This is a genomic window from Pseudomonas sp. 15A4, from assembly GCF_016925575.1.
In the GTDB taxonomy this organism is placed as follows: Bacteria; Pseudomonadota; Gammaproteobacteria; order Pseudomonadales; family Pseudomonadaceae; genus Aquipseudomonas.
Genome location: NZ_CP068986.1, coordinates 5,565,019 through 5,577,361 on the forward strand (window position 1 = coordinate 5,565,019; position 12,343 = coordinate 5,577,361).

Annotated in this window: 9 protein-coding genes and 3 pseudogenes; 4 read left to right on the forward strand and 8 right to left on the reverse strand. The window is 58.2% G+C overall.

The window, feature by feature from the left end:
- Positions 1 to 435: 435 nt before the first annotated feature.
- Entirely contained in the window at positions 436 to 1,179 is a 744-nt protein-coding gene (locus JN403_RS24655) for an SDR family oxidoreductase (protein ID WP_122535009.1), read from the reverse strand.
- Positions 1,180 to 1,315: 136 nt separating this feature from the next.
- On the opposite strand from JN403_RS24655, the gene JN403_RS24660 reads away from it, so the two are divergent.
- From JN403_RS24660 to JN403_RS24675, 4 genes are all read left to right on the forward strand, one after another.
- Positions 1,316 to 2,203: a LysR family transcriptional regulator gene (locus tag JN403_RS24660; RefSeq protein WP_240356760.1), complete on the forward strand. Its 888-nt coding sequence runs from the start codon at positions 1,316 to 1,318 to the stop codon at positions 2,201 to 2,203.
- 143 nt (positions 2,204 to 2,346) lie between these two features.
- Complete coding sequence (locus JN403_RS24665; RefSeq protein ID WP_205484680.1) at positions 2,347 to 2,970, forward strand: DedA family protein; 624 nt, start codon at positions 2,347 to 2,349, stop codon at positions 2,968 to 2,970.
- Between the two features lie 67 nt (positions 2,971 to 3,037).
- Positions 3,038 to 3,823 (forward strand): transporter substrate-binding domain-containing protein, encoded by a 786-nt coding sequence (locus tag JN403_RS24670; RefSeq protein ID WP_205484682.1) that lies wholly within the window; start codon positions 3,038 to 3,040, stop codon positions 3,821 to 3,823.
- A 49-nt stretch (positions 3,824 to 3,872) separates the two neighbouring features.
- Entirely contained in the window at positions 3,873 to 4,859 is a 987-nt protein-coding gene (locus tag JN403_RS24675) for an ATPase (protein WP_205484683.1), read from the forward strand.
- Between the two features lie 77 nt (positions 4,860 to 4,936).
- On the opposite strand, the pseudogene cyoE reads toward JN403_RS24675, so the two are convergent.
- From cyoE to hmpA, 7 genes and pseudogenes are all read right to left on the reverse strand, one after another.
- Positions 4,937 to 5,826, reverse strand: a pseudogene (cyoE, locus tag JN403_RS24680) (heme o synthase).
- Between the two features lie 10 nt (positions 5,827 to 5,836).
- On the reverse strand, positions 5,837 to 6,184 hold the full coding sequence (gene cyoD / locus JN403_RS24685) for a cytochrome o ubiquinol oxidase subunit IV (protein WP_205484684.1): 348 nt from the start codon (positions 6,182 to 6,184) through the stop codon (positions 5,837 to 5,839).
- Positions 6,185 to 6,817 carry a cytochrome o ubiquinol oxidase subunit III gene (locus JN403_RS24690; RefSeq protein ID WP_074886388.1) on the reverse strand — a complete coding sequence of 211 codons (633 nt, stop codon included), beginning with the start codon at positions 6,815 to 6,817 and terminating at the stop codon, positions 6,185 to 6,187.
- A 3-nt stretch (positions 6,818 to 6,820) separates the two neighbouring features.
- A complete protein-coding gene (gene cyoB / locus JN403_RS24695; RefSeq protein ID WP_122535003.1) occupies positions 6,821 to 8,839 on the reverse strand; it encodes a cytochrome o ubiquinol oxidase subunit I in 2,019 nt (672 codons plus the stop codon).
- A 3-nt stretch (positions 8,840 to 8,842) separates the two neighbouring features.
- Positions 8,843 to 9,777: pseudogene (gene cyoA / locus JN403_RS24700) on the reverse strand (ubiquinol oxidase subunit II).
- Between the two features lie 468 nt (positions 9,778 to 10,245).
- Positions 10,246 to 10,755 carry a disulfide bond formation protein B gene (locus JN403_RS24705; protein WP_122535001.1) on the reverse strand — a complete coding sequence of 170 codons (510 nt, stop codon included), beginning with the start codon at positions 10,753 to 10,755 and terminating at the stop codon, positions 10,246 to 10,248.
- A 336-nt stretch (positions 10,756 to 11,091) separates the two neighbouring features.
- Positions 11,092 to 12,272: pseudogene (gene hmpA, locus JN403_RS24710) on the reverse strand (NO-inducible flavohemoprotein).
- Between the last annotated feature and the right edge of the window lie 71 nt (positions 12,273 to 12,343).

Sequence of the window (12,343 nt, forward strand, 5' to 3'; positions counted from 1 at the left end):
ACCGGCCAGCTCTGAGCCGGTTTTTTTGCGGGCGGGATTTGGTGGATGCAGGGAGGACGCGCCGATGGCCTATGCCGTTTACTCATCACTGGCGCCGCATAGAGCGGTATGCGTTCACTGCAAATCTGATGGCGCTCAAACCGGCCTCTTCCCGGCTAAAGCCGGTCCTACTGACACATCGCATGTACTTAGTGAGGCTGGCTTAAGCCGGGAATGCGTCGGGTGGCGCGCTGCAGAATTGGGGGTGCTCATTCTGACCTCTTCCCGGCTGAAGCCGGTCCCACTGACCCAACGCGTGCGCTTGGTAGGACTGGCTTTAGCCGGGAAGGCGCCAGGTGACACACCTCAAAACTATCGGGGTTCAAAGCACCTCTTTCCAATGCTTCCCGTAATCGGCCTTGCGACCTTACCACCCCAGCCGCAATACCCTCCCAATCAAAAGTCCTGCGAAGTCGGCCGCAGCACGATCTCGTTGATGTCCACATCCCCCGGCTGTTCAATCGCATAGGCAATCGCCCGCGCTACGGACTCGGCGGGGATTGCCTGCTTGTAAAACTCTTTGACCACATCCGCGCTCGGCTGATGGCCGCTGCCCAGTTTTAATTCGGAATCCACGGCACCGGGTTCGATGGTGGTGGTGCGGATCTTGCCGCCGACTTCGTGGCGCAGGCCGTCGGAGATCGCGCGGACGGCGTACTTGGTGCCGCTGTAAACGGAGCCGCCCGGGCTGAAGACTTTGATGCCGGCCACCGACGAGATGTTGATGAAGTGCCCGGAGCCCTGTGCTTCGAACTTCGGCAGTGCGGCGGCGATGCCGTAGAGGACGCCTTTGACGTTGATGTCGATCATGCGGTCCCATTCGTCGACGCGCAATTCCGCGATAGGCGCAATGGCCATGAGCCCGGCGTTATTGATCATGACGTCGATGCGGCCGAAGTCGCGAATGGCGTTTTCAACGAGTGCTGACAGGTCGTCTCGACGAGTGACGTCAACCGTGTAGGCCGATGCTTCACCGCCGTTAGCCTTGATGTCGCGGACGATGACGTCCATGCGCTCCTGACGGCGTGCGCCGAGGACGACCTTGGCGCCCAGTTTTGCCAGATGCCGCGCGGTGGCTTCGCCGAGTCCGCTGCTTGCGCCGGTGATGACGACGACTTTGCCTTGAATGCCATTGCTCATTGCAGTTCTCCTGACGCATGGGAAGTTGATGGGAGCCAGTTTGCGCTGGATATTCCTGCCACAAAATGGAAGAGTTCGGTTTTTAGAATTCCACTTTCTGGAATACGGGCGGCCTGACATGCTTAACCGAATGGAAATGCTGCGTATCTTTCTGGTGGCCGTTGACGCGCCTACGTTTCGGGAAGCCGCGACTCGCCTCGGCACCTCGCCACAAAAGGTTACGCGTGCCATCAAAGAGCTTGAGCGAACCTTCGCCGAGCCGTTGTTTCATCGCAGCACACGACAGGCCCATGTCACGGCGTACGGCGCAGAGGTTGCGCGACAGGCGCGTGAGACCCTCGACCAATTCGATCGCTTGTTCGCCGCCCACACGAAAAACCCTGCGGCGGATGAGGTGGGCCGCGTGGGCATTACAGCGCCGCACTCGATCGGGAAGCTCTATCTGGCCGGTTTCCTTCAGCCGTTGATGCAGCAACATCCCGGCCTGCGGATCGAGTTAAGCCTGGACGACCAGCTCACCGACGCCGTCGCCTCGAGGATCGACATCGGCATTCGCATCGGCACGGTCCGGGACCGGCGCTACATCGCGCGGGCGGTGGCGCATGTGCCGTTGAAGATCGTGGCAGCGCCGGCATTGATTGCGGCAGTCGGGATGCCGGCCACACTCGAAGACTTGAAAACACTGCCGCTGTCGGCGTTGATTGACCGTAACAACGGACGACCCTGGCCGTGGTTTCTGTCCGAAGGCCAAAGCTACTTGCCGCCCTCCCCCGCCTTTAGTTGTGATGACCCGGAGACTGAGCTGGAATTCGTGCTGGCAGGCGTCACATTTGCGCAGATGCCCCATTACCTGGCCGAGGCGCATCTTCGCGACGGGCGTCTGGTCGAGGTGTTGCCGAAAGTGGCGCCACCGCCCATGGACCTGTCCGTGTACCGGACGCAGTCAGGGCCGGTGCCGAGCAGGGTACGACTTGTCTACGATCACCTGATCCACTGCCTGAGCGATCCACAGACCTTTCCCTGACGGTGCGGCGCCGGAAGATTCGACTTAAAGCGACCGAACCGATGACGACCGGCTTCGGTCGAACGGCGTGCAATGTGTCCCCCAAGGCGCACACTGCTGGACTTTTCAGCAGGCATCCATTCACCGAAAACCACCGGCCTTCCATGTTCGAACACATCGACTTCAACTATCTGCTCTCAAACTACGGGTACTGGGCCGTGTTCATCGGCTGCCTGCTGGAGGGGGAAACCATCCTGATCCTCGGCGGGCTGGCGGCGCACCAGCACGTACTGCAATGGCAGCAGGTGCTGATCTACGCCACGTTGGGCGGGATGCTGGGCGATCAGATTCTGTTCTGGACCGGGCGCCATTTCGGCCCACGCCTGCTGCCGCGCTTGCACCGCCAGCAAGCAACCATCGATCGCGTGTCCGACCTGATCAAGCGCTACCCCACGGCGTCCATTTTCTCGGTGCGCTTTCTCTACGGCATGCGTTTGATCGGGCCTCTGGTCATCGGCGCGAGTCGCTTGTCGCCTATCCGTTTTGCGGTGATCAACCTGATCGGCGCGGCAGTCTGGGCGAGCCTGTTTCTGGCCGCCGGCTATTGGGCGGGCGGTTTCCTGGAGAACATGCTCGGCAACCTGAAGCCTTATAAAATGCCGATCTTCATCGGCGTGGTTGTGGTGGGCGCAGCTGTCGCGCTGTATCGGCATCGTCGCGCGAAAACGCGCCCCGCCCGCCAGGCAGCCAAGCGGGCGAAAGACGTCCCGCCCTCCTCTGCGGGATAACACTTCCCATCTGCGGCGACCGCCTCTATAACGGCAGACAGGCATTTGACGCAGAGGGATCGACTCGATGAACACACGCATCACCGCCGGTTTGCTGTTGAGCATGGTCAGCATCGCACAGGCCCAAGCCGCTGAGACGCCGTCGCACCTGGACACCGTCATACAGAAGGGCCAACTGGCCGTTTGCGCGACTGGGGACTACAAGCCCTACACCTTTATCAAGCCAGACGGCCAGTACGAAGGCATCGACATCGAGCTGGCGCAGTCGCTGGCCCAGAGCCTCGGTGTGAAGATCGAGTGGGTCCCGACCACCTGGAAAACCCTGATGCCCGACTTCACTGCCGGCAAATGCGACATGGCCGTCGGCGGTATCTCGGTCACCCTGGAGCGGCAGAAGAAGGCGGCGTTCAGCAGCACGCTGGACATCGACGGCAAGGTGCCATTGGTACGTTGCGAAGATGAATCGAAGTACCAGACGCTTGAGCAGATCAATCAGCCCGGCGTTCGACTGATCGAACCTCAAGGTGGCACCAACGAAGCCTTCGCCCACGCTTATTTGCCCAAGGCCAGCCTGGCCTTCCACGACAACAAAACCATTTTCCAGCAGTTGCTCGACAAGCAGGCCGACGTGATGATCACCGACGCGTCCGAAGCGCTGTACCAGCAGAAACGCATCCCCGGCTTGTGCACGGTCAATCCGTCGAATTACATGCAGTACGGCGAAAAGGCCTACCTGCTGCCGCGGGATGACGTGGCCTGGAAGGCCTATGTTGATCAGTGGTTGCATCTCACCAAAGCCACCGGCGCCTACAAGAAAGTGGTTGGCGAATGGCTGGCGATGCCTAAAGAGTGACGACGCGCAGCACGCCCGCAAGACTTCGGCACAGGACCCCGCCGTATCCATGAAAACCAACAGAACCATTACTCGCGCGTTTTGCGTTGAGCTGCAGCAAGAGCTTTCCATCGTGGCGGCGCGACGCGAGTATTTTTCTCAAGAGCCACCTCGGGCGCGCTTCAGTTTCCTGTGCTCGTCCGAATCGTGTCGCGCCTTGGGCGTCAAGATCACCGGGGTTCGCTATGACGTTAAGCCCCAGGAGCATCCGACCTTCGTCGCCGCGCACTACCGGGCCAACCCCAACTATGAACATCACGCCGATTGCGAGTGGGTGGATGAAGCCGTCAAGACGCCGGTTGCGCAGGAAAACGAAACCGAAGTTGAAAGCGAGTTGCGCAAGGTCAAGCGCAAGCTGGATGACTACATCGACGTCTTCGATCCCACCCCGAAGGAACGCGTAAAATCCACGTCGCCGACAGACAAGCCTGACGCCGAGCCGACCGAGAAGCACGAAGACGCCACGCTCCCAGCTGACGCGTTGAAGGCCAAACAGGACAAGCAGAATCGCACCAGCAATCTGGAGCGTCTGGTCGACAGCTTTCGTCAGGCCCAGGCCTCGTTGACCAAGGAAGAACTGGCTCTGCTCACCTTGCGCATTCCGGGGCAGGGCGAGGTGTCATTGCGCGCCTATTTTCGCCATATCAAATTCGCTCAGCTCAATGACGAGCGCCGGGTGCTGTATGGCGGCGGTCTGGTCGAGCGCTATGGGACGGGCTTCAAATTCAAGTTCTTTGATCGCTTGCAAGGCAAGTTGGTGACCTTGTACGTGTCGCCCGCGCAGATGCAGGCCTACCGCTCCAGCCGCTACCTCAGCGAGCTGCTGAGCCATGCCGATGAGGTACGCTTCTTCACGGTCTTTGCCCTGGGCAAACTGGTTGCCAGTCCGTCCGGGAAAAGCGTCAGCGTGGAGATTGAAGACTTGCGCCATCTGGCCATCGTGCTCGGGCCAGCCAAGGACGCCGAGGAGGCCTCCGCGAAAGACCCGGCAAGCTAACCCAGAGACTTTATTCAGCTCAAAAAAATCCGGTTTCTCTCACGAGCAACCGGGTTTTCTTCGTTTCATTCAGTCGACTAAGGCGCTGCGTATGTGACCAACAGTTCCTTAGTTACCTGAAAATCCAGCGACATGGCCACGCTCAAGGCAGTGATCGTGAAGATGGAGAACACGAACAGCTTGCGTGCCCAAACAGTGTCGTCTTTGGCTTTGTAGCCGGTCCAGGCCATGTACAACCAGTACATGCCCATCGCCGCCGCAACGGCCAGATAATTGAGCCCGGCGTAACCGCCGAACGTCAGCATCAAGGTCGCCAGCAGGAAAGCCAAAATGTAGATCAGGATATGCCGCTTGGCGACCCGGATACCACGCTTGACCGGCAGGACCGGAATCGACGCAGCCCGATAGTCGTTGAAGCGGAAAATCGCAATGGCGTACGAGTGAGGCATCTGCCACAGGCTGAACATCACCAGCAAGGTCAGCGCCGCAAGGTCGAAGGTGTTGCTGACCGCGACGTAACCAATCACCGGCGGCATCGCGCCTGACAGGCTGCCTACCAAGGTGCCGTGAACCGACCTGCGCTTCAGGTACAGGCTGTAAAAGCCTACGTAGATCACGAAGCCGATCACGGCAAACAGCGCCGCCAGTGCGTTGGCCTTGGTGTACAGCAGGCCAACGCCGACAACGCCCAGCACGGTAGCGTAGATCAGTGCCAGTTTCAGTGACACCAACCCCTGCACCAGCACCCGATTCTTGGTGCGTTCCATCTTCACATCGATATCGCGATCGATGCAGTTGTTGAACACGCAGCCAGAAGCCACCACTAGCGAAGTCCCGATCACGGCTGCCAGGAACAGGCCGATGTCGACATGTCCCTTGGACGCCAGAAAAAGCCACCTGCCACCGAAAGCACGTTACCGAAAATGATCCCCGGTTTGGTGATTTGGATAAAGTGCTTCAGTGACATCAGGTTTTCCTCACTTCGCCATCATGGCGGTGTGGATGCTGAACATGATCCAGGTGCTCAAACCAACCAGCAGCACGATCACAAGGCCAGCGAAGGCAAACGCGATGACGTTGTTGCGCTGTGCCGCCGAGCGGTCAAGGTGCAGGAAGTACACCAGGTGAACCAACACCTGCACGACTGCGAAGATCAGAACGACCCACAGCGTGGCCACTTTCGAGATCGTCGGGAACATCACCAGACCGAAGGGAACCGCGGTCAGGATGATCGACAGTATGAAACCGACCATGTACGACTTGAAGCTGCCATGGGCGGCAGGTTCATGGCTGGCAGCGTCATTTGAGTGATGTGAATTCGCCATTTAAATGGTCCCCATCAGATAGACAACGGTGAACACGCAAATCCAGACAACGTCCAGGAAGTGCCAGAACAGGCTGAGCATGCTCAGGCGAGTCTGGTTGGTCCCGGTCAGACCGTGCTTGGAGACCTGATACATCATGATCGCCATCCAGATCAGGCCGCTGGTCACGTGCAGACCGTGGGTGCCGACCAGCGTGAAGAACGCCGACAGGAAACCGCTGCGGTTAGGACCGTAACCTTCGGAGATCAGCAGGTGGAACTCGTTGATCTCCATGCCGATGAAGCCCAGGCCGAACAGGAAGGTCACGAACAACCAACCCAGAACGCCCGACTTGTTGCCCTTGTGCATCGCCAGCATGGCGAAGCCGTAGGTGATCGAGCTGAGCAACAGGCAGGCGGTTTCGCCAAGCACGTAAGGCAGTTCGAAGATGTCGTGGCCCGCAGGACCACCCGCTACGTTGTTAACCAGTACCGCGTAAATGGCGAAGATCGACGCAAACAGAATGCAGTCGGTCATCAGGTAGATCCAGAAGCCGTAGATCTTCATCTCGCCGGCGTCGTGGTGACCGTGGTCGTGCTCGTGGTCATGACCGTGGTCGTGACCCTTCGCACCATCAAATACTAAGTTCGACATTGTTTATGCCTGCTCCAGCTTGTTGACAGGAGAGTTTGTCTGACCATTGCGAACACGAGCCAGGATCGCGTGTTGCTCGCCTTCGATACGTGCCACTTCGGATGCAGGAACCATGTAGCCCTGATCGTCACGTGCTGCGTGAATCACGAAGTAAACGATCGTGCCGATCAGGCTGACAGCCGCCAGCCAGAAGATGTGCCAGATCATCGCGAAACCGAACACGGTCAGCAGGCCGCCCATCACCATGCCCGTTGCCGTGTTGTTCGGCATGTGGATGTCGGAGTACTTGGCCGGAACCTTGTACGCCTCGCCATCACGCTTGGCGGCATACCACGGGTCGATTTCGTTGGCTTTCGGCATTTCTGCAAAGTTGTAGAAAGGCGGCGGCGACGAAGTGGACCATTCCAGGGTGTGGCCATTCCATGGGTCACCGGTCAGATCGCGGTTCTGCTCGCGGTCACGGATACTCACGAAGATCTGGATCAGCTGGCAGGCGATACCGACAGCAATCAGCAACGCACCGACGAAGGCGACGTGCAGGTATGGCGTCCAGTCCGGGTTGTCAGTGGTGTTCAGACGACGGGTCATGCCCATGAAGCCCAATGCGTACAGCGGCATGAAGGCGACGTAGAAACCCGAGATCCAGAACCAGAACGCTGCCTTGCCCCACTTCTCGTTCAGCTTGAAGCCGAACGCTTTAGGGAACCAGAACGCGAAGCCGGCGATGTAACCGAACACAGCACCACCGATGATCACGTTATGGAAGTGCGCGATCACGAACAGGCTGTTGTGCAGAACGAAGTCAGCACCCGGGATAGCCAGCAGTACGCCAGTCATACCACCGATGGAGAAGGTGACCATGAAGCCCAGGGTCCACAAGACTGGCGCGGTGAAACGCAGACGCCCCTGGTAGATCGTGAACAGCCAGTTAAACAGCTTCACACCCGTCGGGATGGAAATCAGCATCGTCGCCAGACCGAAGAAAGCGTTGACGCTTGCACCCGAACCCATGGTGAAGAAGTGGTGCAGCCAAACCATGAAGCCGAGGATCGAGATCGCACCGGAGGCGTAGATCATCGAGTGGTGGCCGAACAGACGCTTGCCGGTGAAGGTCGAGATGACTTCGGAGAAGACCCCGAACGCCGGCAGAATCAGGATGTATACCTCGGGGTGACCCCACGCCCAGAACAGGTTCACGTACATCATCGGGTTACCACCCAACTCGTTCGTGAAAATGTGGAAGTCCAGATAACGGTCGAGGGTCAGGAACGCCAGGGTGCCGGTCAGGATCGGGAACGAAGCCACGATCAGGACGTTGGCCCAGGTGCAGGTCCAGGTGAAGATCGGCATGTCCATCAGTTTCATGCCAGGGGTACGCATCTTCAGCACGGTGACCAGGAAGTTGACCCCGGTTAACGTTGTCCCCAGTCCTGACAGCTGCAGTGCCCAGATGTAGTAATCCACACCCACGCCCGGGCTATAGCCCAGTTCCGACAGCGGTGGATAGGCAACCCAACCGGTACGTGCGAATTCGCCGACGCCCAGAGACACGTTGACCAGAATCACGCCGGAGATCAGCAGATAGAGGCTCAAGGAGTTCAGGAACGGGAAGGCAACGTCGCGAGCGCCAATCTGCAGAGGCACGACGATGTTCATCAGGCCGGTGAAGAACGGCATCGCCATGAAGATGATCATGATCACACCGTGAGCGGTGAAGATCTGGTCATAGTGCTCAGGCGGCAGGTAGCCGGGTGAGCCTTCAGTGGCCATGGCCAATTGCGAACGCATCAGCACGGCGTCGGCAAAGCCGCGCAGCAGCATGACCATTGCAATGATGATGTACATGACACCGATTTTCTTGTGGTCGACAGACGTCAGCCACTCGGTGTAGAGGTAAGTCCACTTCTTGAAGTACGTGATCAGACCCAGCAACGCCGCACCACCGATCGCGATCATGGCGACCGTGATCATGACTATCGGCTCGTGGAACGGAATCGCGTCCAGACTTAATTTACCAAACATCGTTTACTCCTCTGCCTGCGCAGCTGAATGCTTACCCATGTCCATCCCTTCCGTACCTGCTACTTCTTTCTTCTCGTGGACAATCTTGCCCGGCTTCATACCTTCATACTTGTCGATGATGATCTGGAACAGGTTCGGAGTGACCGAGGAGTAGAGTTCAACGGGGTTACGTTCGCTAGGCTTGGCCAGCGCGGCGTATTCGGCCGTTGCCAGTGTTTTAGGTGAATTCTTGACGTCGGCAACCCAGGCGTCGAAATCAGCCTGTGAGGTGGCAGTCGCCTTGAATTTCATGCCGGTGAAACCTGCGCCACTGTAGTTGGCGGAGATGCCATCGAACTCGCCGTTTTCATTGGCGATCAGGTGCAGCTTGGTCTGCATGCCGGCCATCGCGTAGATCTGGCCGCCCAGCGCAGGGATAAAGAACGAGTTCATGACCGAATCGGAAGTGATGCGGAAATTGATCGGCGTATTGGCCGGGAACACGATCTTGTTGACGGTGGCGATGCCTTGTTCCGGATAGATGAACAGCCACTTCCAGTCCAGTGCGACCACTTCAATGGTCACCGGCTTGACGTCGGACTCGAGCGGACGGTAAGGATCCAGCGCGTGGGTCGACTTGTAGGTCACATAGCCGAGCACAATGATGATGGCCAATGGAACCAGCCAGACCACCAGCTCAATCCGGGTCGAATGCGCCCAGTCAGGCGTGTACGTCGCGCTCTTGTTGGTAGCGCGATACTTCCAGGCGAAGATGATGGTCATGAAAATGACCGGCACCACCACCAGCAGCATCAGCAAGGTAGCAGTGATGATCAGGTCACGCTCTTGAACGCCCACATGGCCTTTGGGATCCAGCAGGGTGTAATCGCACCCGCTGAGCAGGAGCATGCTGAAAAGGGCCAAGAAGCCAAAAACCTGGGGTACCTTTTTTTACTCATCTCACGACCTCTAAAAGCAGCTTTCGCATCGCAGTTGGGTTTCGACCGCCAACACTTCACCCTGCCAGGTGCTGGCAAATGCTTGGATTGAAAAGGGGCCTGTCAGGAAGCATGGGGCCTCACAACAAATCCGGGTTGAGCTTTGGTTTCTTATTCGAATGGTGGCACCCGCTAATGCGGACCCTATCCCTTGGCGCAGACATTCAGAACGTGACTCGGGAGGCCATTCGAACCGCGTCTACTAGAGCGAAAAGACGCTCCATAACCTCGATTTACACCGTCCCGCAAATGAGGGGGGCGTGAATTGGGGGCGATTGTAGATACGTAAAGTTTTATTGACTATAAGTTTCTGCGCAACAGTTAATTTCACGATCCGTAAAAATGCGGTGTTATGTCGCACCCTGAAACTGGGCAAAGCCCCGGTTCTATTGAAGGATTTCCGGGACTTTGTTACGCAACACTTTGTAATCAGCGTGCTTTCATCCGGTTACGAATGATTCCCACCGGGACCAGCACAACAGTCAGTACGAACGCCACTAACGCCCATTGCGCCAGCGACAATCCGAGAACTGGCGGATATGGCGTCTCGCAGAAACCGCCTACCTGGAAGCCTAGCGGAAATAGCGACGCCAGGGGCAAACCGTCGACAATCGGCTGCAGCACATCGATGCCGCAGCTCTCGGTCGGGTGGGTCTGGATGTACACATGGCGCCCGGCCGTAACCAGCCCGCCCACTGCGCTCAACACCACCAGCGCTTCGCAGATGGTCAGGCTCAGACGGCCCGGCATTGCTGCGCCAATGAACGCGAATACCGCGATGAACAACAGCGCATACCGCTGCAGGATGCACAGCGGGCAAGGCGCCTCGCCCAGTACCACCTGCATGTACAAGGCGCCGCCGATCAACGCCAGGCAGATGATGCCCAGCAACACCAGAAACTGCTTTTCACGCCGCAGGTACAACATCTCTTCAGTCATTCACATGTCCTTTGAATTGGAGTCATCCGGATCGACGGATGTGGAGTGTTGCGGCCCGGACGCCCCGCAAAGGCGGCGATTCTATCACCGTCGAGACAGCCCGTTCACGCAGTGCCATTCGCGACCGGACGTAACCGCCTTCCGGTCCACCGTCGTATCCCGCGCAATGGTGAACACGGCTGCGTTAGCCGAGCGTTAACATTCCAATTCAAACGCTAGTGTGAGCGCTCCTGTTTCCTGCCTATATATAGAAGAGTGCGGCTTTTTGTCGCAGACACGGATCACGGCATTGAGCCCTTCTATATATATGTAGGATGCGTCTAATTGTCGCAGCGATTATTCCAGCGCTGACGCAGGACCGAAGAATTCATAACGCGCCTGTGCCTCGGGCACCCCGGCCGCTTTCAGTTGACGCTTGATCGCCGCCATGAAGCCCTTCGGCCCCAAGAAGTACGCATCGACGTCGCGATTCTCCGGCAGCCACTGTTCCAGGCGTGTCTGATCGAGCAGACCCGTCCCATGAGCCGCCGGGCTGACGCCGTCATCTTCGGCATAGCAATAGAAACGCTTGAGCTGAGGATGCTTGCTCGCCAGGCTCTCGATCCAGTCGCGAAATGCATGGACCGAGCCGTTGCGTGCGCAGTGGATGAAGTAAATCGGCCGCTGGGTCGGCAACGCTGCCTCAAGCATCGTCAGGGTTGGCGTGATGCCGACACCCCCGCTGATGAGCACCAGCGGCTTGTCGCTGTCGGTCAGCGTGAACTCCCCGATGGCGGATACAGATTGATGCTGTCGCCGATCTGCAGCTGATCGTGCAGGTAATTGGAAGCGACACCGTCCGGTTCGCGCTTGACGCTGATGCGGTACTGGTTATTGCCGGCCAGCGCCGACAACGAGTAGTTGCGGCGGATTTCTTCGCCCTCCACCTGCAACTGCAGACCGATGTACTGGCCGGCAGTGAACTGCAAAATCGGCTTGCCGTCTGCAGGGGCGAAGTAGAACGAGGTGATTTCCGAGCTCTCCCGAGTCTTGGCGACGACCTTGAATTCCCGCGCGCCACGCCAGCCGCCCACTGCCTGTGCCTTTTCGTCGTAGATGGTTTTTTCTGCGCCGATCAAAATGTCGGCCAGTTGCCCGTAGGCGTTGCCCCACGCCGTAATCACCTCGTCAGTGGCAATTTCGGCCCCCAGCACTTGGCGGATGGATTCGAGCAGGCATTCCCCGACAAGAGGGTAGTGCTCGGGCAGAATCTGAAGGGCTACGTGCTTGTTGATGATTTTGGCGACCAGATCGCCCAGTTGATCAAGCTGATCGATATGCCGCGCGTACATCAACACCCCGTTCGCCAGTGCGCGAGGCTGATCGCCGCTGGCCTGATGTGCCTGATTGAACAGAGGACGTACGTGTGGATATCGATCGAGCAGCATTTTGTAGAAATGGGTAATCAGCGCTTCTCCGCCGCTTTCCAGCAGTGGCACTGTTGACTTGACGATGGCACGATCCGATGCGGACAACATAAAAGAACTCCCGAGAGGTGATGAGGATGGGTTACCTCGGTAGTTCAGGAATCGTGCCAGCGACTCCAAGG

Bases quoted from the DNA above. Each gene is read 5' to 3' on its own strand.
- JN403_RS24655 (WP_122535009.1), bottom strand. From the start codon at position 1,179: ATGAGCAATGGCATTCAAGGCAAAGTCGTCGTCATCACCGGCGCAAGC.
- JN403_RS24660 (WP_240356760.1), top strand. From the start codon at position 1,316: ATGCTGCGTATCTTTCTGGTGGCCGTTGACGCGCCTACGTTTCGGGAA.
- JN403_RS24665 (WP_205484680.1), top strand. From the start codon at position 2,347: ATGTTCGAACACATCGACTTCAACTATCTGCTCTCAAACTACGGGTAC.
- JN403_RS24670 (WP_205484682.1), top strand. From the start codon at position 3,038: ATGAACACACGCATCACCGCCGGTTTGCTGTTGAGCATGGTCAGCATC.
- JN403_RS24675 (WP_205484683.1), top strand. From the start codon at position 3,873: ATGAAAACCAACAGAACCATTACTCGCGCGTTTTGCGTTGAGCTGCAG.
- cyoD (WP_205484684.1), bottom strand. From the start codon at position 6,184: ATGGCGAATTCACATCACTCAAATGACGCTGCCAGCCATGAACCTGCC.
- JN403_RS24690 (WP_074886388.1), bottom strand. From the start codon at position 6,817: ATGTCGAACTTAGTATTTGATGGTGCGAAGGGTCACGACCACGGTCAT.
- cyoB (WP_122535003.1), bottom strand. From the start codon at position 8,839: ATGTTTGGTAAATTAAGTCTGGACGCGATTCCGTTCCACGAGCCGATA.
- JN403_RS24705 (WP_122535001.1), bottom strand. From the start codon at position 10,755: ATGACTGAAGAGATGTTGTACCTGCGGCGTGAAAAGCAGTTTCTGGTG.